20 protein-coding genes are annotated in these 20,646 nt (G+C 64.6%); 7 read left to right on the forward strand and 13 right to left on the reverse strand.

Annotation, left to right across the window (positions count from 1 at the left end; genetic code table 11):
• Positions 1-521 precede the first annotated feature (521 nt).
• Positions 522-1,346, forward strand: coding sequence for an alpha/beta hydrolase (locus tag AWB83_RS34480; RefSeq protein WP_087050078.1), 825 nt, complete (start codon positions 522-524; stop codon positions 1,344-1,346).
• Positions 1,347-1,350: 4 nt separating this feature from the next.
• Here the strand turns inward: AWB83_RS34480 and AWB83_RS34485 are convergent, their stop codons facing one another.
• A complete protein-coding gene (locus AWB83_RS34485) occupies positions 1,351-2,154 on the reverse strand; it encodes an exodeoxyribonuclease III (protein WP_087050079.1) in 804 nt (267 codons plus the stop codon).
• Positions 2,155-2,282: 128 nt separating this feature from the next.
• Between AWB83_RS34485 and AWB83_RS34490 the strand changes: the two genes are divergently transcribed.
• Positions 2,283-3,524, forward strand: coding sequence for an MFS transporter (locus AWB83_RS34490; RefSeq protein WP_087050091.1), 1,242 nt, complete (start codon positions 2,283-2,285; stop codon positions 3,522-3,524).
• A gap of 4 nt (positions 3,525-3,528) precedes the next feature.
• Here AWB83_RS34490 and AWB83_RS34495 read toward each other — a convergent pair whose 3' ends face one another.
• A complete protein-coding gene (locus AWB83_RS34495; protein WP_087050080.1) occupies positions 3,529-4,533 on the reverse strand; it encodes an aldo/keto reductase in 1,005 nt (334 codons plus the stop codon).
• Between the two features lie 119 nt (positions 4,534-4,652).
• Between AWB83_RS34495 and AWB83_RS34500 the strand changes: the two genes are divergently transcribed.
• On the forward strand, positions 4,653-5,558 hold the full coding sequence (locus AWB83_RS34500) for a LysR family transcriptional regulator (protein ID WP_087050081.1): 906 nt from the start codon (positions 4,653-4,655) through the stop codon (positions 5,556-5,558).
• A gap of 7 nt (positions 5,559-5,565) precedes the next feature.
• On the opposite strand, the gene AWB83_RS34505 is transcribed toward AWB83_RS34500, so the two are convergent.
• The 7 genes from AWB83_RS34505 to AWB83_RS34530 form a co-directional block, all read right to left on the reverse strand.
• A complete protein-coding gene (locus AWB83_RS34505) occupies positions 5,566-6,447 on the reverse strand; it encodes an ABC transporter permease (RefSeq protein WP_087050082.1) in 882 nt (293 codons plus the stop codon).
• Positions 6,444-7,268, reverse strand: a complete 825-nt coding sequence (locus AWB83_RS34510; RefSeq protein ID WP_087050083.1) for an ABC transporter ATP-binding protein — start codon at positions 7,266-7,268, stop codon at positions 6,444-6,446. Before AWB83_RS34510 ends, AWB83_RS34505 begins: the two co-directional genes overlap by 4 nt.
• A 107-nt stretch (positions 7,269-7,375) precedes the next feature.
• On the reverse strand, positions 7,376-8,398 hold the full coding sequence (locus tag AWB83_RS34515) for an ABC transporter substrate-binding protein (protein WP_087050084.1): 1,023 nt from the start codon (positions 8,396-8,398) through the stop codon (positions 7,376-7,378).
• Positions 8,399-8,435: 37 nt separating this feature from the next.
• On the reverse strand, positions 8,436-9,347 hold the full coding sequence (locus AWB83_RS34520; RefSeq protein WP_208636840.1) for a TauD/TfdA dioxygenase family protein: 912 nt from the start codon (positions 9,345-9,347) through the stop codon (positions 8,436-8,438).
• 128 nt (positions 9,348-9,475) lie between these two features.
• Positions 9,476-9,640: a hypothetical protein gene (locus tag AWB83_RS36600; RefSeq protein ID WP_159463101.1), complete on the reverse strand. Its 165-nt coding sequence runs from the start codon at positions 9,638-9,640 to the stop codon at positions 9,476-9,478.
• 465 nt (positions 9,641-10,105) lie between these two features.
• Positions 10,106-11,281: a DNA polymerase IV gene (dinB, locus tag AWB83_RS34525; protein ID WP_087050085.1), complete on the reverse strand. Its 1,176-nt coding sequence runs from the start codon at positions 11,279-11,281 to the stop codon at positions 10,106-10,108.
• A 208-nt stretch (positions 11,282-11,489) separates the two neighbouring features.
• Positions 11,490-11,855 carry a hypothetical protein gene (locus tag AWB83_RS34530; RefSeq protein WP_087050093.1) on the reverse strand — a complete coding sequence of 122 codons (366 nt, stop codon included), beginning with the start codon at positions 11,853-11,855 and terminating at the stop codon, positions 11,490-11,492.
• 277 nt (positions 11,856-12,132) lie between these two features.
• Between AWB83_RS34530 and AWB83_RS34535 the strand changes: the two genes are divergently transcribed.
• Entirely contained in the window at positions 12,133-12,321 is a 189-nt protein-coding gene (locus tag AWB83_RS34535) for a DUF3563 family protein (RefSeq protein ID WP_087050086.1), read from the forward strand.
• Between the two features lie 36 nt (positions 12,322-12,357).
• Here AWB83_RS34535 and AWB83_RS34540 read toward each other — a convergent pair whose 3' ends face one another.
• Both AWB83_RS34540 and AWB83_RS34545 read right to left on the reverse strand, forming a co-directional pair.
• On the reverse strand, positions 12,358-13,041 hold the full coding sequence (locus AWB83_RS34540) for a response regulator transcription factor (protein WP_087050094.1): 684 nt from the start codon (positions 13,039-13,041) through the stop codon (positions 12,358-12,360).
• Between the two features lie 219 nt (positions 13,042-13,260).
• Positions 13,261-14,607, reverse strand: coding sequence for a sensor histidine kinase (locus AWB83_RS34545; RefSeq protein ID WP_087050087.1), 1,347 nt, complete (start codon positions 14,605-14,607; stop codon positions 13,261-13,263).
• A gap of 471 nt (positions 14,608-15,078) precedes the next feature.
• Here AWB83_RS34545 and AWB83_RS34550 point away from each other — a divergent pair, with 471 nt between their 5' ends.
• Together AWB83_RS34550 and AWB83_RS34555 are read left to right on the forward strand one after the other, a co-directional pair.
• The gene (locus tag AWB83_RS34550; RefSeq protein WP_087050095.1) at positions 15,079-16,608 is read left to right on the forward strand and encodes an MDR family MFS transporter; all 1,530 of its coding nucleotides are present in this window, start codon (positions 15,079-15,081) and stop codon (positions 16,606-16,608) included.
• An 8-nt stretch (positions 16,609-16,616) separates the two neighbouring features.
• Positions 16,617-17,372, forward strand: coding sequence for an AAA family ATPase (locus AWB83_RS34555; protein WP_087050088.1), 756 nt, complete (start codon positions 16,617-16,619; stop codon positions 17,370-17,372).
• 75 nt (positions 17,373-17,447) lie between these two features.
• On the opposite strand, the gene AWB83_RS34560 is transcribed toward AWB83_RS34555, so the two are convergent.
• Positions 17,448-17,678 carry a hypothetical protein gene (locus tag AWB83_RS34560; RefSeq protein ID WP_087050089.1) on the reverse strand — a complete coding sequence of 77 codons (231 nt, stop codon included), beginning with the start codon at positions 17,676-17,678 and terminating at the stop codon, positions 17,448-17,450.
• Between the two features lie 258 nt (positions 17,679-17,936).
• Positions 17,937-18,134 carry a hypothetical protein gene (locus AWB83_RS36340; protein WP_143750154.1) on the reverse strand — a complete coding sequence of 66 codons (198 nt, stop codon included), beginning with the start codon at positions 18,132-18,134 and terminating at the stop codon, positions 17,937-17,939.
• A gap of 29 nt (positions 18,135-18,163) precedes the next feature.
• On the opposite strand from AWB83_RS36340, the gene AWB83_RS34565 reads away from it, so the two are divergent.
• Complete coding sequence (locus AWB83_RS34565) at positions 18,164-20,113, forward strand: PAS domain-containing hybrid sensor histidine kinase/response regulator (protein ID WP_167389193.1); 1,950 nt, start codon at positions 18,164-18,166, stop codon at positions 20,111-20,113.
• Positions 20,114-20,646 lie beyond the last annotated feature (533 nt).

Raw genomic sequence — 20,646 nt, forward strand, 5'->3', positions numbered from 1 at the left:
CTGCCGAGCTAGAAGTTTAAGGGCGCTGGTTCAGCCCCAAAGCGTTCCGGCACAGCGCTACGCGCTGCCGCAGGGTAGGCAAGGGAAACCAACCTTTAGCGGATGCGGTGAGATGGAGGCGTTAGCACGGAAGCGTGCGCAAACCCGATGGACGCTTCGGCCGCGCAGCGGGCCGGCGCTCTTTGGTGCTGAACCAGTCCGTCTTGTGGTGCGATGGAGCAGACCGTGCGCGAGCCAAGCGGCGTGAGTCCTTTGAGGGCGACACTTAGGGGCGGGGCCACTCCGAACCATGACGACGAGTCTGCCTCCAGCACTCCGGGCCCAAAGCTGCTTTCTTTGGTTACTTTCTTTGCAGCAGCAAAGAAAGTGACTGCCGCCCCGCACAGGGGCAGTGCGAATAGACCACTAAGAATTCAGGATTCCACGACACGAAAGAACAAGCAAGCGAGCGAACAACCCACCGCACCCAAACCCACTACCATGTAAACCAGCCACTCAAAAAACACCAGCCTTGCAAGCAAATGCACGAAGCACTCTGGCTCCTCGTACTGGCGATAGCATTGATCTATGCGATAGCCCTAGCAGGGCTGTATTGGCTACAAGGGCGCCTCGTCTATCCACTAGAACAAATTCAGGCGCTAAAAAACGCCGACTTGGAAGAACACACAAACGCCGTCAGGATAAAAACCGAAGATGGCCTCGAGCTGACAGTCCGCTACAGGGCAGCGCCCAAAAAAACCACCCCGACCATAATCCTCTTCCACGGCAACGGCGAAGACCTCACCCAACGCGGCCACATCGCCCTGGAGATGATCGAGGCAGGCTACGGCGTGCTGCTCGCCGAATACCGCGGCTACGGCCGCAACCCCGGCAAGCCCCACGAAGCGGGTCTCTATGCCGATGCACGCGCCGCCTACGCCTACGCATCCACACGTTCAAACGCAATCGTGCTTCATGGCTATTCGCTAGGCTCCGGCGTCGCCGTGCAACTCGCAAGCGAAGCAAGAATCGAAGCGCTCATCCTCGAAGCCCCGTTCACGAGCATCGTCGATGTAGCAGCAAAACGCTTCCCGCTCTTCCCCGTCCGCACGCTCGCGCGCGACCGCTACGAGAACCTCGCGAAGATCGGATCGGTAACCGCGCCGCTCCTGATCTACGGCGGCACCGCCGACGGCGTGATCCCGCCCGCGCACTTCCAGCGCCTTTTCGATGCCGCTCGCGGCAACAAGCGCCTCGCGCTCATCGAAGACGCCGACCACCTCGACGTCTGGACGACGGGCGGCCGCGAGCACGTCATGCAATTCCTCGCCTCGCTACAGGCAGCCCGCGACACGATACGAGCCTGAACGCCTACGCATCCGCCGCCTTCTTCCTGCTGCGCCCGAGCTTCAGCGTCACCCACGTCGGCGCATGATCGCTCGCGTGCGGCTCGCCACGCACCCATTTGTCGACACCCGCATCCTCCAGCTTCTTCGCGAGATCCTTGCTGAGCAGAATATGATCGATGCGCAAGCCCGAATTGGTCTGCCAATGCTGACGAAAGTAATCCCAGAACGTATAGATGCGCTCAGTTGGAAACTTCTTGCGCAACGCATCCGTCCAGCCCTGAGCAAGCAGGTCCGCATACGCCGCGCGGCTCTCGGGCTGCAAGAGCGCGTCCTTGAGCCATGAGCGCGTGTTGTAGATGTCCTCGTCAGTCGGCACGACGTTGTAATCGCCCGCGAGCACCACCGGATGACCGGCGTCGAGCAAAGTCTTCGCGTGCGCATTGAAACGCTCGAACCACGCGAGCTTGTAATCGAACTTCGGACCGGGCTGCGGATTGCCGTTCGGAAGATAGAGACAGCCGATCAGCAAGCCGCCCACGGCCGCCTCGATATAGCGGCTGTGCGTGTCGTCCTCGAAGCCGGGAAGCCCCCGGCGGCTCAGCACCGGCTCGGCATCCTTCGCGAGAATCGCCACGCCGTTCCACGATGCCTGTCCATGCCATAGCGCGCCGTAGCCCGCGTTCGCGATCGCGTCGGCGGGAAATTGCGCATCGGTCGCTTTCAGTTCCTGCAGGCAGACGATATCGGGCGACTCGCGTTCAAGCCATTTCAACAAGGCGTCGAGACGCGGACGTATGCCGTTGATGTTGAAGGTCGCGATTTTCACTCGGCGTCTCTCCGTCGGTGGGCCAGGATCGATCGTACACGCGTCGCAGTTTGCGTGCCGCGTCGAGCCCGAGCAAGCCGGCCGAAAATCTGCGACAGTCACGCGAAACCGACCTCTCGCACTCACCCATGTCCGCCCCGCCCCATTCCGAAGGCTCCGCTCACTGGCAACGCAATCTCTACGTCTGCGTATTCGGCTCGTTCACGACCATCATGGCGATGACGCTGCTCCTGCCCTTCCTGCCGCTCTACGTGCAGCAACTCGGCGCGTCGTCGGTGGAGGCGGCCGTGCAGTGGTCCGGCATCGCGTTCGGCGCGACGTTTCTCGCCGCGGGACTCGTCGCGCCGCTCTGGGGACGACTCGCCGACCGCTACGGCAGAAAGCCGATCCTGATACGCGCGAGCCTCGGCATGGCAATCACGATGTCCTTGCTCGGCGTCGTGCAATCGGTCTGGCAACTGGTGGCGATGCGCTTTCTCGCGGGACTCGTCGGCGGCTACGCAAGCGGCGCCATCGTGATGATCGCGACGCAGACGCCCAGGCATCGCACCGCATGGGCGCTTGGCACGCACGCGGCGGGCATGATGGCGGGCAATCTCGTCGGGCCGCTCATCGGCGGGCTGCTGCCCGGCTTGATCGGCATACGCGCGACGTTCTTCATCGCGGGCGGCGTCATCTTCTGTTCGTTCATCATGACGACGCTCCTCGTCAAGGAAGAACGCCGCGCGCCGGACCGTGCGAAGGGCAAGCCGCGCGGCGGCTGGCGCGACGTGCCGCTGCTCGCGCCCGTCATCGCCATGCTCGCGAGCGCGATGCTGCTCATGTTCGCCAACATGTCGATCGAGCCGATCATCACCGTGTATGTGTCGCAGCTCGTGAAGGATCCGAAGCAGGTCACGCTGGTCGCGGGCTTCGTGATGTCCGCCGCCGCGCTCGGCAGCGTGCTCGCCGCGCCGCGCGTCGGACGTCTCGCGGATCGCATCGGCGCGCCGAAGGTGATCATCGCGTGCCTGGCGGTCTGCGGCGTGCTGCTGATTCCGCAGATGTTCGTCACCAACGGCACGCAGCTCGTCGTGCTGCGCTTTCTGATGGGCCTCGCATTGGGCGGCCTCCTGCCCGCGATCACGAGCGTCGTGCGCCACAACGTGCCGGACAGCGCGGCCGGCTACATCCTCGGCTACGCGACTTCGGCGCAATACATCGGCCAGGTGACGGGGCCGCTCGCCGGCGGCTTCATCGCGGCGCATTCGGGCATGCACTCCGTGTTCGCGATGACCAGCGTGCTGATGTTCGCGGGCGCCGCGTTCAACGCATGGGTGTTTCTGCGCAAGGGCCACGCGCAGGGCAAGGACGCCGTGCGCGCGCCATGAGCGTTTATTTCCGCTCGCTGTCGAGGTGGGCCATCTGCACGGCCTCGTAACGGTCGCCCGCCGCCGCGCCCTTCGGCACCGCCGCTTCGATCGCCGCGAGATCGTCCTTCGTGAGCTTCACGTCGAACGCGCCGAGCGATTCCGTCAGGCGATCGCGGCGACGCGCGCCGACGACCGGCACGATGTCGTCACCCTGCGCCAGCACCCATGCAATCGCAATCTGCGCGACGCTCACGCGCTTCGCATCGGCGATCGTGCGCAACGCGTCGACGAGCGCGAGATTGCGTTCGACGTTGCCTTGCTGAAAGCGTGGGCTATGCGAGCGCCAGTCGTTCGACTGCGCAGCCTCCTTGCTCCAGTGTCCGCTGATCAGTCCGCGCGACAGCACGCCGTAAGCCGTGATGCCGATACCGAGTTCGCGGCAGGCCGGCAGAATCGAATCCTCGATGCCGCGCGAGATCAGCGAATACTCGATCTGCAGATCGCACACGGGGTGCACGGCCGCGGCCTTGCGGATCGTCGCCGCGCCGACTTCCGACAGCCCGACGTGACGCACGTAGCCCGCCTTGATCATCTCGGCAATGGCGCCGACGGTGTCCTCGATCGGCACGTTCGCATCGAGCCGCGCGGGCCGATAGATGTCGATATGCTCGACGCCCAGGCGCTGCAGCGTGTAGGCGAGGAAGTTCTTCACCGCAATGGGACGTCCGTCGAAGGCGACGAAGTTGCCCATCGGGTCGCGCATGCCGCCGAACTTCACGCTGAGGATCGCCGAATCGCGGCGCGACGGCGGCGCGCTCTTCAACGCCTCGCCGATCAGCATTTCGTTGTGGCCCATGCCGTAGAAGTCGCCGGTATCGAGCAGCGTGATGCCCGCTTCGAGCGCGGCGTGAATCGTGGCGATGCTTTCGGCGCGATCGGACGGACCGTACATGCCCGACATGCCCATGCATCCGAGTCCGATGGCGGACGATTGCGGTCCGGTCTTGCCGAGTCTGCGTTGCTCCATGATGGTTCTCTCCTCGAGGACTTGCGCCCGCGATTGCCGGCGTTGGAGAGGATTATGGGAGCAAACCTCGCGTGCGATAATCCACCTCAATTCGAATGGGCTGTGCGCCGAGGCGAACAATGAGCGAACCGGATCTGTCGGATCTCAACGCGTTTCTGGCCGTCGCGCGCTCACGCGGCTTCAGGCAGGCGGCGCTGTTGCGCGGCGTGTCGGCGTCGTCGTTGAGCGAGGCGATTCGCAGGCTGGAGGCACGTCTCGGCGTGCGGCTCCTGAATCGCACGACGCGCAGCGTCACGCCGACCGAAGCGGGCGAGCGGCTGATCGAGCGCCTGGCGCCCGCGTTCGCCGAAATCGCGGGCGCGCTCGATGCCGTGAACGGCTTTCGCGACAGCCCGACCGGCACGCTGCGTCTGAACGTGCCGCGGATCGTCTCGCGCGAAATCCTGCCGCCGATCGTCGCGCGCTTTCTGGCCGCGCATCCGGGCATCACGCTGGAGATCAGCGCGACCGATACTTTCATCGACGTGCTCGCAGCCGGATTCGATGCGGGCATCCGCTACGACGAGCGCATCGAGCGCGACATGATCGCGGTGCCGATCGGGCCGCGCACGCAGCGCTTCGTTGCGGTTGCGGCGCCCGCCTATCTCGCCGCGCACGGCGAGCCGAAGCATCCGCGCGATCTGGTGGATCACGCGTGCATCGGGCATCGTTTCGACAGCGGAGTGTTGGCCGCGTGGGAATTCATGCGCGGCAAGGAGGTGATACGCATCGCGCCGCAGGGACCGCTCGTGACGTCGTCGATCGAGATCAGCCGGAGCGCGGCCATCGCCGGTCTCGGCCTCGTCTATACGTTCGACGAGTTCGTGCGCGGCGCCATCGACAGCGGCGCGCTCGTACCGGTGCTCAAGCCCTGGTGGCAGAGCTTCACCGGCCCGCGGCTCTACTATCCGAGCCGCGCGCACATGCCGGGGCCGTTGCGCGCATTCATCGATTTCATCCGCGCCGAGAACGACGCGGCGAAATAACGCTTGCTCATTGCTGCACGCCCCAGCGCCGCACCGTCACGCGCTCGACGGTGTCGAAGACGAGATGCTCGACCGCGAGCCCGATCACGATGACCGCGGCAAGACCGGCAAACACGCGGTCCGTATAAAGCTCGTTGCGGTTCTGGAAGATGTACCAGCCGAGACCACCCTTGCCCGAGCTCGCGCCGAACACGAGTTCCGCCGCGATCAGCGTGCGCCACGCGAACGCCCAGCCGACGCGCAGGCCCGCGAGGATCGACGGCAGCGCGGCGGGCACGAGAATCAGCATCACATGACGCAGGCCGTTCAGGCCGTAGTTGCGGCCCGTCATGCGCAAGGTCGCGGGCACCGCCTGAAAACCCGCATACGTATTGAGCGCGAGCGGCCACAGCACGGAATGCACGAGCACGAAGAGCAGGCTGCCGGTGCCGAGGCCGAACCACAGCAGCGCGAGCGGCAACAGCGCGATGGACGGCAGCGGATTGAACATCGCGGTGAGCATCGAGAGGATGTCGCGGCCGATGCGCGTCGACACCGCGAGCGATGTCAGCGCGAACGCGAGCGCCGCGCCGAGCGCATAGCCGCGCAGCAATACCGACATCGAAATGCCGATCTTCTCGATGAGCTCGCCCGACGCGATGCCCTGCGCGAACGCAATGAAGGTCGCGCTGAACGTCGGCAGCAGCAGATCGTTGTCGACGACGCGCGCGGCGATTTCCCACAGCGCGATCAATACGAGGGCGATGATGGTCTTGCGCAGCCACGAGCGGTCGGCGAGACGCTTCGAGAGCGGCAGCGGCGCCCCGTGTTCGAGGCTAGCAGGCGCCGCGGCGGGCGTGACTTCGTATTCGGGCCGCACCGGCGGCACGATCAGATGCGGCGTGCTCAAAGTGCAGCCTCCTCTTCGAACAACAGACGATGAATGCGCGCCACGCTCTGCTGAAACTCTCCGCGTCCCATGCTTTCCTGCGTGTATTGATGACTGTTCAGCTCCGCGCGCACGCGCCCCGGATGCGGCGTCAGAAGCAGAATGCGGTTGCCGACGATCAGCGCCTCCTCGATCGAATGCGTGACGAACAACAACGTGAAGCGCTCGTCGCTCCACAGCCGCAGGAGTTCTTCCTGCATGCGGCGTCGCGTGAGCGCATCGAGCGCGGCGAACGGCTCGTCCATCAGCAGGACGCGCGGCTGCATCGCGAGTGCGCGCGCGATGGCGACGCGCTGCTTCATGCCGCCCGAGAGCGTATGCGGATAGGCATCGGCGAATTTCGCGAGACCCACCTTGTCCAGATAATGCAGCGCGCGCTCGCGCGCTTCGGTGCGTCCGAGCTTGCGCGCGGCGCGCAGCGGAAAGGCCACGTTCTGCACGACGGTCTTCCACGGCGGCAACTGATCGAATTCCTGGAACACGACGATGCGGTCCGCACCCGGCCCGCGCACGCGCTCCCCGCCGATCTCGATGCTGCCCGAAACGGGCTGGATGAAACCCGCGGCTGCCTTGAGCAAGGTCGACTTGCCACAGCCGGAAGGCCCGAGCAGCACGAAACGGTCGGCGCCATAGACATCGAAGCTGACATCGTGCGTCGCGCGGACGAGCCGCTCAGGCGTGCGGTATTCGAGCGTGACGTTCTTCGCGCTGAGAAGCTTGCCGCTCGTGGACGCGTCGCGGTCGGCTTCCGGCAAATAAAGCGCTTGAGGATTGGCGGCCATGTCGGTGAGCTGAAGTGCAAACGCACAAGATACCGGTGCGCGCCGCCCAAGCGAACCAATCATTGCGCATATCCAATCCGCGTTCGCCGATAAGCGCGTTCTTCGGCTCAGCTGCCGTCCCTGGTCGCCGGATCGCTGAAGAAGTAGTCCTGCCACGAGTTCGGCTCGTTCTTGATGACGCCGACGCGGTGCATGAACTGCGCGAGCGCGAACGTGTTCTGCGGCGCGACCTTGAACTGCACCGACGGGTCCTCGATGACCTTGATGAGCAGTTCGCGGTCGATCTTCGCATTGTTCACGCGCAGATAGATATCGGCGGCCTGCTCGGGATGCTGCGTGACGAAGCGCGCGGCATCGGCGAGACCGGCGACGAAAGCGCGATACGTCTTCGGATTCTCGTTGCGGAATTTTTCGGTCGCGTAGAGCACCGTCGCGGAGCTGGGGCCGCCGAGCACGTCGTACGAATTGAGCACGACATGCGCCTTGGGATTGCCCGCCAGCTCCTGTTGCTGGAACGGCGGATTGCCGAAATGCGCGTTGATCTCCGTGCCGCCCGCGATGATCGCCGCCGTCGCGTCGGGATGCGGCACGGCCTGGGTGAGCTTGTCCAGGCGGTCGTATTGCTTGTCGCCCCAGGTCTTCGCGGCGGCGTATTGCAGGATCCGCGACTGCACCGAGACACCGACCGCCGGCACCGCGATGCGGTCCTTGTCGGTGAAATCGGCGATGGTCTTCACACGCGGATCGTTCGAGACGAGGTAGTACGGGAAATTGCCGAGCGATGCCACGCCCTTCACGTTCTGTCGTCCGTGCGTGCGGTCCCAGATCGTCAGCAACGGACCGACGCCCGCCGCCGCGATATCGACCGAGCCCGACAGGAGCGCATCGTTGACGCTCGCGCCGCCCGAGAGCTTGGCCCAGTCGACCTTGATATCGAGGCCTTCCTTCTTGCCTTCCTGCTCGATGAACTTCTGATCGCGCGCGACATTGAGCAACAGATACACGACGCCGAATTGCTCGGCGATGCGCAACGTGCCTTCGGCCTGCGCGCTCGCCGACGTGATGCCGAGCGTGACCGCGAGCGCGGCGACAAGCGCGCGTGCGGCGCCCTTCCCCTTTCGAGAATGCATTGCTGAAACCCCGTGAATCAAAGGATGTTGTTTGTATTTAGAAAGGCGCGTCGCCTTCGATGGTCGTGCGATACAGCTTGCGGCGCTGATCGTCGGGCGTGCCCGCCGCGAGATGCATGACCGAGCGGTTGTCCCAGAACACCATGTCGCGCTCGCGCCATTGATGCCGATAGACGAACTCCGGCCGCGTGCTGTGCGCGAACAGTTCCGCGAGCAATGCGCGGCTTTCGTCTTCCGGCAAGCCGATCACGCGCGTGGTGAAATGCTCGCTGACGAACAGCGCACGACGCTTCGTCTCCGGATGCGTGCGCACGACCGGATGCGTCACCGGCTTGACCTGCGCGACCTGCTCCGCCGACAGATTGGGCCGCCACGGGCTGCGTCTTTGCAGCTCGGCGTATTTGGCGAGGTAGGTATGTTCGGCGACGCGGCCTTCGACCGCATTCCTCAGGTGCGCGGGCAGGGTGTCCCACGCGAGATGCTGATTCGCGAAGAGCGTGTCGCCGCCGGTCGCCGGCAATTCCTGCGCGTGCAGCAGCGAGCCGAGGCTCGGCCTTTCCTTGTACGAGAGGTCGGAGTGCCAGAAGTGGCCGGCGTCTCCGAGGCCGATCGGCTTGCCGTGCTCGACGATGTTGGACACGATCAGCACTTCCGGATGTCCCGCGAGCCCGAACTGATGCAGCACGTGAATCTGCAGCGGGCCGAAGCGCTTGCTGAACGCGACCTGCTCATCCGGCGTGATGCGCTGATCGCGAAACACGAGAACGTGATGATCCAGATGCGCGCGATGAATGCGCGCGAAATCGGCCTGCGAGAGCGGCTTCGACAGATCGAGCCCGATCACTTCGGCGCCGAGCGGCGCGTCGAAGGGATGAATCTCGATGGGTTGATCGGGGGCTTCTTCGCGTGTTTCGGGTGAAGCGAGAGCGGGATTGAAGGCAGTCTGAATCGTCACGGTCGAATCGATCACTTCGGGAAGCGGTCAATCTAACGCGTGACGATTCGGCGGGCAACGAAGGATCTGCGATTTGGTTATCTGCCAGAGCAATAAGGCCCGCGCCCCACGATCCCCATGCTTCAGAAGCGGTACGACACGCCGATCTGCACCACCGGATACCAGCGATAGCGCCACGCCTTGTCGCTCAGCTCCTGCGCACCGGTGCTCGCCAGCAAGGCGCTGTTCGAGCCCGCGAACTGGGCGAGGATCGGCGACAGGGTGTAGCTCGTTTTCGGCACCCCCATACGCGACGCCGATATCCGCGACGAACCCGAAGCCCTTGCCCACCGGCTTGTGGCCGAAGCCCACGCCGAAGTACGGCATGGCAAGCGGATACGCCGCCTTTGCCGTGGCGTACGCGCCGGGCGGCACCGCGAAGCGCTTTCCCGCGAAAACATAGGTGCCGTTATCGGTCTGCGATACGGCGGTGAGCGAGTCGTCGTTGAATCTCACGCCCGCCGTGATGCGCCAGCCCCTCCAGACCCATGCCCGCATGTTCATTCTTGTTCTCCCCGGGTGCATGCAAGATGACCCGCGAGTGCGGGCCGATACGATGCGTCCTCAAGCGTGACCGTCGATTGAGACGGTCAAAACCTATCGGTGAGACTGAATTGAGTATGTGTGGCGCTGAACCAAGCCCGAATGCGCTGCGTGCGTGATCAGACGAATGAATGCCTGGCGGCGATGCTCCATAGGGAGAAACGCCGGGCTCAGTCGTCCGCCGCGCCGAACGGCAATTCGACCTGGACGGGCTCGACGAAGCCACGCTCGTCGCGCCCGGAAAGCGTGCTGACGCGCACCCCGAGCAGCCTGATCCGGCGATCGAGCACGATGCGCTTCAGGCATTCGGTCGCCGCGCGGCGAATCTCGACGGGGTCGGCCGTGGCGACCGTCACCGTCAGATCGCGCGTGACGGTGCGGAAGTCGTCGAAGCGCAGCTTGATGCCCACCGTACGCCCGACATAGCCCTTGCGCTGCAGGTCTTCGGCGACGCGCGTGCAAAGGCCCGTGAACTCCGCCGAGAGCGTCGCGCGATCGTGCTTCGGATGGAAGTCGCGCTCGAAGGTGGTCTCGCGGCTCATCGACTTGGGCTCCGAGCTCACGACGACCGGCCGCTCGTCCTGCCCCAGCGCGATGCGCGCGAGCCAAGCCGCGTAGGTGTGGCCGAAATGCGTCTGCAGAAGGCCGGGATCGGCGGCGGCGATGTCGCCGATCGTGACGATGCCGAGCGTCGCCAGCTTCTCGTTCGCCTTCGGGCCGATGCCGTTCACCTTGCGCGCTTCGAGCGGCCAGATGCGCGTCTCGAGATCGTCCATCGTGAGAATGGTGAGGCCGTCGGGCTTGTCGAGCTCGGAGCCGATCTTGGCGAGCAGCTTGTTCGGCGCAATGCAGATGGAGCACGTCAACCCGGTCGCCTCGCGCACGGCGTCCTTCATGCGCCTGCCGATGTCGGCGGGCTCGCCGGGCAGATCGCTCACGTCGATATAGATCTCGTCGATGCCGCGATTCTCGATCTGCGACGTGAAAATGGCGATCGCCGCCTTGAAGAGGCGCGAGTAATGGCGATAGGAATCGAAGTCGGTCGGCAGCAGGATGGCGTCGGGCGCGAGCTGCGCGGCCTTCATCATGCCCATCGCGGAGAACACGCCGAACTTGCGCGCTTCATAGGTGGACGTCGTCACGACGCCGCGGCCCGCATATTCGCGCAGCCGCCTGAAACGGCGCGTGCCGTCGGGAAGCGTTTCGGGCGTGGCGCTGCGGCCGCCGCCGACCACCACCGGCATGCCGCGCAGCTCGGGATAGCGCAGCAGCTCGACCGATGCGAAAAACGCATCCATGTCGAGATGCGCGATGCGGCGCGGCTTGGGTTGAGCAGGAGCGTCCATCGCCGCGATCACGCAGGTTCGCCGGGAACGCGTGCGCGGGCTGCGAGAACAGCCGCAATCGAACCGCAATCGACGGAGACGAACACGCGAAACATGCCTGGGCGCGATGGACGGCGGGCATTGCGCAAGCCGCCGGGACGAGAAAATGGCTTACTGTACATTCATACAGTAATTCGCGCTAGAGTCAGCATGCGCGCCCTTTGCCGATTCACTCCGGCGTGCGCTTTTCCGCGAGCGCGCGGCGGCAATCGTCGAACACCTGCCGCACCACGTCCGATTGATAGTTGAGGTCTTCGCTGTCGAGAATCTCCTCGACGGCATCGCGCGCCCAGTCCGCTTCGAGCAGCGCGCAATGTTGCGTCGCGATCTCGCGCGCGATGGCCGCGAGCTTCGCTACCGTGAGCCAGTCCGCGACCCGCTGATGCCGGTCGAGCCACTTGTGTGCGGCCTGCACGTGAAAGCCGGCCGCCGGCCAGTCGCCGTTCAGATAGTACGCACCGAGACTGCCGCACGTCAGCCAGCAGAGCAACTCGACGCGGTCGCGAGCACTGAGGGTACGAGACACATCGTTCATGGCGGTCTTCACGAGAAACGATCGACGAATGCGGAAAACGCACGGCATTCCGTATGAAATCCGTATGAAACACGATAGCACGGATGGTGCGGCGCGGCACTGCCTTCACCGCCGCGCGCCCGGCTTCACGGTGCGCTGGCGAACGGTTCGTCATGCCGAAGACAGCGCATCGCGCGTGCCGCCAGTTCAAGCCGCTCATTCGAAGCTAATTCGCGCGGCATAACCTGCTTTGCGTCGGCCCAACACATCGGCCATTTTTTAATGACGGGAGCACATCATGTTTGAACGTCTTTCGAAATCCCTCGGCAGCCTTTTCTCCGACCACGACGTCGCCCGCGACGATTACCTCGCATCGTCGGGCGATCTCGCCGATCTCGAACGCCGCATGCGTCAGATCGACGAAGAGGATCACGCGTACAGCATGCATTTCTGCGGCTCGGTCGGCCGGCAGCACGACGCGGGCTGAATCCGGCTCCGGAACGCATCGCTCATGCAGCGCGCGCTACTGCGTCTCCTCGCGGCCGGCCTGCCCCAGCATCACGGTCCAGCCGAGGCCGCGCACGTTGCGAATGACGCCCGCGCCGAACTTCTTGCGCACCGAATGGATGAGCACGTCCACCGCGTTGCTCTCCACTTCCTTGCCCCAGCCGTACAGGCGGTCTTCCAGCTGATCGCGCGAGAAGATCGTGCCGGGACGTTCGAGCAGCGCGTGCATCAGCGCGAATTCGCGCGCGGACAGCACGCCCGAGGTCTCGCCGCACGTCAGCGTGCGCTGGTCGAGGTTGAGGTTGATGGAATCGTCGCCGAGACGCGAGACCGCGTAGCCCGCCTTCCTGCGCAGCACCGCGCGGATGCGCGCGAGCAGCTCGGGCATGTCGAAGGGCTTGAGCAGATAGTCGTCGGCGCCGAGATCGAGGCCTTGCACGCGCGTGTCGAGATCGTCGCGCGCGGTGAGGATCAGCACCGGTGTCGCGTTGCCCGCCGTGCGCGCCTGGCGCAGCAGCTCGATGCCGCTCATGCCGGGCAGGCCGAGATCGAGCAGCACCACGGTGTAGTCGGCGGCGGCGAGCGCCTCGCGGCCGGCGTTGCCGTCACGCACCCAGTCGACCGCGTAGTCGGCATCCTTGAGCGCACGCATGAGGCTCGTGCCGATCTGCACGTCGTCTTCGATGAGGAGAATTCGCACGTTCCACCCCGCACCAGCGAAACACAGCGGTCCGCACGGCATCGCGCCGCCGTGCGGACGAGAATGGCGCGCGCTTTGCGCCGGCATTGCGGCGCAAAGCGAAACAAAAACGCACGGTCGGTCTTTTATGGATTTTTTACTGACCGATATCGATCGATTCGCGCCACGCAGTGAATGCATTGTAATCGGCCCAAAAGCGCCCGCAAATCCCCGTGGGTTTCATGCGGACGCGGGCGCCGCCGCGCTTTCGTTCACTTCCTCGACCGGAAAGCCGATCGAAGCGACGATGCCCGAGCGCCCGTCGTCGCGGTTGCGCAGCGTCACGTCGCCGCCATAGCGCGCGGCGATTGCCTTGACGATGGAGAGGCCGAGGCCGCTACCCTCCACGTCCGGATTCGCGCGAAAGAAGCGGTCGAACACGCGCGGCAGCAACGCCTCGTCGATGCCCGGCCCGGTGTCGATCACTTCGACCCGGACCATGTCGCCGTCGCGCCGCATGCGCAGGTCGATGGTGCCGCCATCGGGCGTATAGCGCACCGCGTTCGATACGAGGTTCTTCACCGCCATGCCGATGTCCGTCTCGATCGCGCGCACGTGCGCGCTCACCATTTCCTCGGCGCCGATGTCGAGACCGCGCGCGATCGCGAGCGGCAGCACGTCCGCGACCGCGCCGGTCACGATCTCGGAGAGGTCCACGCGGGAAAGCGGCGCGCCGTTCACCGGCGCATCGGCGCGGGCGAGCCGCAAAAGCTGAGCGATGAGACTTCCGCTGCGTGCGATGCCACGGCGCAGCTCCTGAAAGCGCTCCTGATTGCCCCGAACGATATGCGGCGCGAGATTGTCCGCCTGAAGCTGAAGCGCGGTGAGCGGCGTGCGCAACTCGTGCGCGGCGTCGGCGATGAACTTGCGCTCCTTCTCGATGGACGTCGCGAGGCGCCCGATCATCATGTTGATCGAATGGATGAACGGCGCGATCTCCGTGGGGACGCCCACCGTCGGCAGCGGCTGCAGATTGCCCATGTCGATGGCCTGCACTTCCGCGCCGAGCTGCGTCAGCTGCCGCAGCGAGCGCCGCACGACGAGCACGACCGCGATCCACACGAGCGGCAGCAGCACGGCGATCGGCCAGAGCGTGAGCGTCGCGGCTTCCGTCGTGAGCTGGCGGCGCACGGAGGAGCGCTGCGCGACCTGGATCGTCATCGTCGGCTCCTGGCGGGTGAAGATGCGCCAGTGCTCGTCGTTGACGTCGACGCCCGAGAAGCCGGGCTTCGCGTCGCGCGGAAAATGCAGCGACGGGTCGGTCGTGCGGAACGGGTACTGGCCGTCCGGTTTCCATACGACCACGACCACATCGCGGTCGTCCTGCGAGCCGCGCGCCGGATTTTCCGGAATGCCCTCGGCGTAGCCATCGCGCATGCGCGCCGCCACCTGCTCCAGCCGCAGGTCGAGCAGCGCGCTCGTGCCGGTCCTGCTCAGCTGATACGAACTCACGCCCTGCACCACGCCGATCACGCTCACGAGTAATCCCAGCGCCACGACCAGTTGATTTCTCAGTGATTTGATCATTCGAGTCTGCCGCTTCGGAAAGGGACGAGGCGAGTCGGGGGACGCATCGTTTGCCCGTTCGATTCTAGGCGACATTCCCGGAGATTTCGGTCTGAAAGACGACATGTACGTGACAGATGCGCCGTTGCGCTCATGCGAAAAAAAGCGCGTCGGTCCGGCCGGGACCGACGCCAAGGTGCTGAGGAGTTACGAGGTCGTGGAACGGACCTGGAAAGCGCTCGGGGAAGGGCGCCGTCCGTCCACATGACCGAGCGTAGCGCCGAAGAATTGGCGTTGAATGAGGGCGCGGTCAGCAGCGTTTCCGGCATCGGGATAACATTGCATGCGGCGCTTCTTCATCGGCGACATTGCTCGGGCTGCAAGGAATCCGCAAGCCTGGGCGTCGCCGCCGCAACTTCACTGTATCGTGCATTGCCCGCTCGCGCGCGTCGTCACGGCTTGCGCGGCGGCGATGCACCTTTCAAGAACCGCATGTCACAGACCAGAAAAACAGCCCGTCCCCTCGTCATTGCCGCGGTGATGGCCTCGATGGCCATGGTCGCGATCGAGGCCACCATCGTCTCGACCGCGATGCCGCAAATCGCCACGCAGCTCGGCGGCCTCAATCTCTACAGCTGGGTCTTCTCGTCGTTCCTGCTCACGCAGACGGCGCTCACCGTCGTATTCGGCAAGCTCGCGGATCTCTACGGACGCAAGCCCGCCATGCTCGCGGGCATCGCGATCTTTCTGATCGGCTCGGTGCTCGCAGGCTTCGCCTGGTCGATGCCCGCGATGATCGTCTTCCGGCTTGTCCAGGGCGTCGGCGCGGGCGCGATCCTGCCGGTCGCGCTGACGGTCGTCGGAGATCTCTATCCGGCGCGCGAACGCGGCAAGGTGCAGGGTTATCTGGCGAGCGTATGGGCGGTGTCCGCCGTGCTCGGACCGATGGTCGGCGGCCTTTTGATCCGCGAGCTCTCGTGGGGGTGGATCTTCTGGATCAACGTGCCGATCGGCATTCTGGCGGCGCTCCTCTTCACGCTGTTCCTGCACGAGGAAAAGCGCCACGACCGCCCCGCCATCGATCTCGCGGGCGCGTTGCTCTTCACCACCGCCGTCGCGGCGCTGATGATGGCGCTCACCGATGCGGGGCACGCCGGCAATGCGCGGGTCGGTATCGAGATCGCGGTGCTGGTGCTGAGCTGCGTGCTCTTCGCGCTGCAGGAGCGCCGCGCCGCCGATCCGATGATTTCGTTCCGCCTGTGGTCGCATCGCCCGATCGCGGCGAGCAACGTCGCGACCCTGCTCGCCGGCATGGCGATGATGGGCCTCACCACCTTCCTGCCGATGTACGTGCAGGGCGTGATGCATCGCACACCGGTGGAGGCGGGCCTCGCGCTCACGATGATGATGATCGGCTGGCCGAGCGGCGCGACCTTCACCTCGCGCTCGTTCGCCCGCATCGGCCTGCGGCGTCTGCTGATGATCGGCCCGGTGTTCATTCCGCTGGGCGCGCTGCCGTTCGTGGTGCTCAACCCGCAATCGAGCCCGGTATGGGCGGGCGTCGGCTCGGCGGTGCTGGGCTTCGGCATGGGCATCACGAGCGTGTCGTGCCTCATCCTGATTCAGGAGATCGTGCAGCCGCTCGAGCGCGGCAGCGCCACCGCGTCGAACCTGTTCTCGCGCAATCTCGGCAATACGCTCGGCGCGGCCGTGTTCGGCGCGGTGCAGAACTACGGGCTCACGCACACGAGCGGCCTGCCGCCGGTGCATGCCGATCAGCTCAGACAATTGCTCTCGGCCGTGCCCGGAAACTTCGCGGCCAATGACGAGATCCGCCTCGTGCTGCATCACTCGCTGCATCTCACTTTCACGGCGATGTTCGTGATCGCGCTCGGCGCGGTGATCTCGATGATGTTCATGCCCGCGATCGAAATCGGGCGCGCGAAGGAGACCGTCGAGAAGGTCGCCGCGGGCGATGCGCGGAAAGCCGCGGAATCCGCGGCGAACCAGGCGTTCCACTGACGCCCTCGATGCTCTCGAACCAGTACATCAGCCGCATCACGCTGCTGCGCGACAAGGCGCCGTCCTTCGACGCCTATCCGTTCTCCCTGCCCGCCGTGCGCTCGCTCGACACGCTCGAGCCGCATCCGAAGGTCACGTTCCTCGTCGGGGAGAACGGTGCGGGCAAGTCGACGCTGCTCGAAGCAATCGCGGTCTCGATGGGCTTCAATCCCGAAGGCGGCACGAAGAACTTCCGCTTCGGCACGCGCGCGTCGCATTCGCCGCTGCACGAATACCTGCGCATCGCGAAGGGCGTAAGAAGGCCGCGCGACGGCTTCTTCCTGCGCGCGGAAAGTTTCTTCAACGTGGCGACGGAAATCGAGCAGCTCGACGACGAACCCGGCTTCGGCCCGCCGATCATCTCGTCATATGGCGGCAAGTCGCTGCACGAGCAGTCGCACGGCGAATCGTTTCTCACGCTCCTGATGGAGCGTTTCGGCGGACAAGGACTGTATTTGCTCGACGAGCCGGAAGCGGCGCTTTCCCCGCAGCGACAGCTCGCCGCGCTCGCGCGCATCCACGATCTCGTCGACGACGACTCGCAGTTCATCATCGCCACGCATTCGCCGATCCTCATGGCCTACCCCGATGCGTGGATCTACGCGTTCACCGGGGACGGCATCGTGCGTGTCGCGTATGAAGATACGGAGCACTTCAAGGTGACGCGCGCATTTCTTGCGAACCCCGAGCGCATGTTGCGCACGCTTCTCGAAGGCGAACGCTGAACACACGCTGCATCCCGTACGGTGCCCGACGCCCTGCCGGGATGATCGGCAGGGCGTCGGGCGATGCCGGCACACTCAATCCTGAGCCTGAATGAGCGGGCTGTCCTGCTTGGACTTGTCGACGCTCGCGTCGCCGGTTGCCTGAGCGCCTTGCTGCGCGATGGTCTGCATGTTCATGCCTTGCTGAGAAACGGGCGCGCCGTCCATCGGCGAATAATACGGCGCGGGGCCGTAGCCGCTTGCAAGTGCATAGGAAGCGCCCGCGAGCGCCGCGACGAAGATGATGCCTTTGAGATTGCCGATCATGATAGGGCTCCTGATGGTTTCACGTATCCACTTCATAGGCCTCATTGCACTGCCTGCCCCAGCACCCGACCGTTTGAAATGTGCACGCAGTCTACGTGCATGGATCAGCGTTGAAATCCCCTCAGAAGCAAGGATAGGAACGGATGGGTTCGCTGTGCCTGTATGAAGCGGTAGCCGTGACTTTCACGCGGATCGCCGCACGCGACGCTTGCGCAAAACGCGCGCGCCTGACGGCGGGTCGTTCCCCGCTGCCCGGATTCATGGCGTCATCGTGATCGCGTCAGCCGGGAAATCCGATGGCCGGGCGCGGCGCTCCGCCGCGATGGCATACCGCACGCCGCTGCATGTTACAAAGGCGTGGCCGTCGGGCAGGGACAGCGAGTAAACTGTGAAATCGACGGCTTTTTTCAGGAAACGTCCGCTTTCATGCTCAGGTTGCACCGAATTTCGATCCACGCTCACCCGCTGCGCTGATTATCAGAACCATGACCAGATCGAGAGCAGGAGCCCCCACGCTCGACGCCACGCCTCCGTCGCTCGACCAGCACGCGATGACCGACGCGCAATATCATGCGCTCGTCGACGCGGTCGAGGATTGCGCCATCTTCATGCTCGACCTGAACGGCCGCATCATCAGCTGGAACAAGGGCGCGCGCAAGATCAAGGGCTATGAAGCGCACGAGATCATCGGCCAGCATCTGTCGCGCTTCTACCCGGCGGAATCGGTCGCGCGCGGCTGGCCCGAGTACGAGCTGAAACAGGCCTACGCGACCGGCCGCTTCGAGGACGAGGGCTGGCGCGTGCGCAAGGACGGCACCTTATTCTGGGCGAATGTCGTCATCACGGCGGCGCGCAATACGAAGGGCGAGATCATCGGCTACGCGAAGTGCACGCGCGATCTCACCGCGATGCGCGCCGAGGAAGAGAAGCTGCGTCTTTCGGAGGAGCGCTTTCGTCTGCTCGTGGAAAGCGTCAGCGATTACGCGATCTTCATGCTCGACCCGAGCGGCCATGTCGCGAGCTGGAACACGGGCGCGATGCGCATCAAGGGCTATCAGCCGTCGGAGATTCTCGGCAAGCACTTCTCGACATTCTATTGCCCGGAGGACCTCGCCGCGAACCTTCCGGAGATCGAGTTGCAGACGGCCATCCGTACGGGCCGCGTGGAGAACGAGGGCTGGCGCGTGCGCAAGGACGGCTCGCTCTTCTGGGCGAACGTCGTGATTACGGCGGTGTACGACGAACATCGTGTGCTGCGCGGCTTCGCCAAGGTCACGCGCGACATGAGCGAGCGCAAGCGGCTCGAGCAGCTCGAGGTTTCGTCGCGGCGCATCAGCGAGTTTCTCGCGACGCTCGCGCACGAGCTGCGCAATCCGCTTGCGCCGGTGCGCAACGCGATCGGCGTGATGCAGATCGAGCCGGACATCTCGCAGCGCGTCGCCGCGTGCCGCGACATCATCGACAGGCAGACGGCGCACCTCGGCCGTCTCGTGGACGATCTGCTCGACATGGGCCGCATCACGACGGGCAAGATCGATCTGCGCATGGCGCGTGCGGACGTGGGCGATATCGTCGCCCGTAGCATCGAGCTCGTGCGTCCGTTTACCGACGAGCGCGGGCAGACCATCGTGACGAAGCTGCCGGCGGAGCCGGTTCACGTGATGGGCGACAGCACGAGGCTCGTGCAGGTGGTGCAGAACCTCCTGAACAATGCATCGAAGTTCTCGCCGCGCGACAGTGCGATCACGGTGGAAGTCGAGCGCGAGGCGAGTGCATTGCGGCTCAAGGTGATCGATAAGGGGCGCGGCATTTCGCAGAAGGGGCTCATGTCCATCTTCGATCTGTTCGTGCAGGAAGACCACTATCTCAACCCGGGCGAGGCTGGGCTTGGGATCGGGCTCACGCTGTGCCGGTCGATCGTCGAGTTGCATGGCGGATCGATTTCGGCGGCGAGCGGCGGCCCGAATCAGGGCAGCACGTTCACGGTGCGCCTGCCCTACGCTTCGGTCGACGATGCGCCGCGGCCGCATCGGGTGCTCGCGCAGGATACGGCGAATAGCATCGGGAGCGGCTTGCGCATCGTCGTGATCGACGACAACCGCGATTCGGCGGATAGCCTTGCGATGCTCCTGCAGATGAAGGGACATGACGTGCGCATCGCGTATCACGGCAAGGAGGGGCTCGATGTCATCCGGCATTTTCCGCCGGAGCTGATTTTGCTCGATCTGGCGTTGCCGGATATCGATGGTTATGCGGTGCTGCGCGCGCTGCGCTCGCGAAGACTCATCGGGCGGGCGACGGTGGTCGCCATGACGGGGTTTGGGCAGAGTAGCGACAAGGAGCGCTCCGCGCAGGCGGGGTTCGATGCGCATCTCGTGAAACCGGTGGATTTTGAGGAGCTTGATCGGTTGCTGGAGAGGGTTTCGGTTCGTTGATGATTGCCCTTGGGGTTTCGTTCGTTGATGATTGCCCTGGGCTTTCGTGGAATCCTGAGTTCTTAGTGGTCTATTAGCGTTGCCCCTGTGCGGGGCGGCAGTGTCATCGCACCGTTTAACTGGCTGGTACAGCACCCGCTAGCTCCGGCCCGCTGCGCGGCCGAAGGGGAAAGCGGGTTTGCGTGTGCTTCTTTACTAAAGCCTCCATCTCACCGCATTCGCTAAAGGGTGGTTTCCCTTGCATGCCCTGCGGCAGCGCGTAGCGCTGTGCCGGAACGCTTTGGGGCTGAACCAGCGCCTTTAAACTTCTAGCTTGGCAGACCGTGCGCGAGCCAAGCCCGATTGGACCTACGAGGGCACTCTTTAGGGGCTGAGCCACTCTGAACGATGACGACGAGTCTGCCTGGGCCCAAAGCTGCTTTCTTTGGTTACTTGTATATTGCCTTCAGCGTTCGGAAACTGATCCCTTTCGCTCGCTCGAAGCGGTAGCCCGTTTGTGTTACAAGGGCTCGCAGCCCGAAAGAAAGCTGGTG

Source organism: Caballeronia ptereochthonis, assembly GCF_001545075.1.
Classification (GTDB): domain Bacteria; phylum Pseudomonadota; class Gammaproteobacteria; order Burkholderiales; family Burkholderiaceae; genus Caballeronia; species Caballeronia ptereochthonis.

Excerpts from the sequence above, each read along its gene's own strand:
- AWB83_RS34480 (WP_087050078.1), top strand. The coding sequence starts at position 522 with ATGCACGAAGCACTCTGGCTCCTCGTACTGGCGATAGCATTGATCTAT.
- AWB83_RS34490 (WP_087050091.1), top strand. The coding sequence starts at position 2,283 with ATGTCCGCCCCGCCCCATTCCGAAGGCTCCGCTCACTGGCAACGCAAT.
- AWB83_RS34495 (WP_087050080.1), bottom strand. The coding sequence starts at position 4,533 with ATGGAGCAACGCAGACTCGGCAAGACCGGACCGCAATCGTCCGCCATC.
- AWB83_RS34500 (WP_087050081.1), top strand. The coding sequence starts at position 4,653 with ATGAGCGAACCGGATCTGTCGGATCTCAACGCGTTTCTGGCCGTCGCG.
- AWB83_RS34510 (WP_087050083.1), bottom strand. The coding sequence starts at position 7,268 with ATGGCCGCCAATCCTCAAGCGCTTTATTTGCCGGAAGCCGACCGCGAC.
- AWB83_RS34515 (WP_087050084.1), bottom strand. The coding sequence starts at position 8,398 with ATGCATTCTCGAAAGGGGAAGGGCGCCGCACGCGCGCTTGTCGCCGCG.
- AWB83_RS36600 (WP_159463101.1), bottom strand. The coding sequence starts at position 9,640 with ATGGGGGTGCCGAAAACGAGCTACACCCTGTCGCCGATCCTCGCCCAG.
- dinB (WP_087050085.1), bottom strand. The coding sequence starts at position 11,281 with ATGGACGCTCCTGCTCAACCCAAGCCGCGCCGCATCGCGCATCTCGAC.
- AWB83_RS34530 (WP_087050093.1), bottom strand. The coding sequence starts at position 11,855 with ATGAACGATGTGTCTCGTACCCTCAGTGCTCGCGACCGCGTCGAGTTG.
- AWB83_RS34535 (WP_087050086.1), top strand. The coding sequence starts at position 12,133 with ATGTTTGAACGTCTTTCGAAATCCCTCGGCAGCCTTTTCTCCGACCAC.
- AWB83_RS34545 (WP_087050087.1), bottom strand. The coding sequence starts at position 14,607 with ATGATCAAATCACTGAGAAATCAACTGGTCGTGGCGCTGGGATTACTC.
- AWB83_RS34550 (WP_087050095.1), top strand. The coding sequence starts at position 15,079 with ATGTCACAGACCAGAAAAACAGCCCGTCCCCTCGTCATTGCCGCGGTG.
- AWB83_RS34555 (WP_087050088.1), top strand. The coding sequence starts at position 16,617 with ATGCTCTCGAACCAGTACATCAGCCGCATCACGCTGCTGCGCGACAAG.
- AWB83_RS34560 (WP_087050089.1), bottom strand. The coding sequence starts at position 17,678 with ATGATCGGCAATCTCAAAGGCATCATCTTCGTCGCGGCGCTCGCGGGC.
- AWB83_RS34565 (WP_167389193.1), top strand. The coding sequence starts at position 18,164 with ATGACCAGATCGAGAGCAGGAGCCCCCACGCTCGACGCCACGCCTCCG.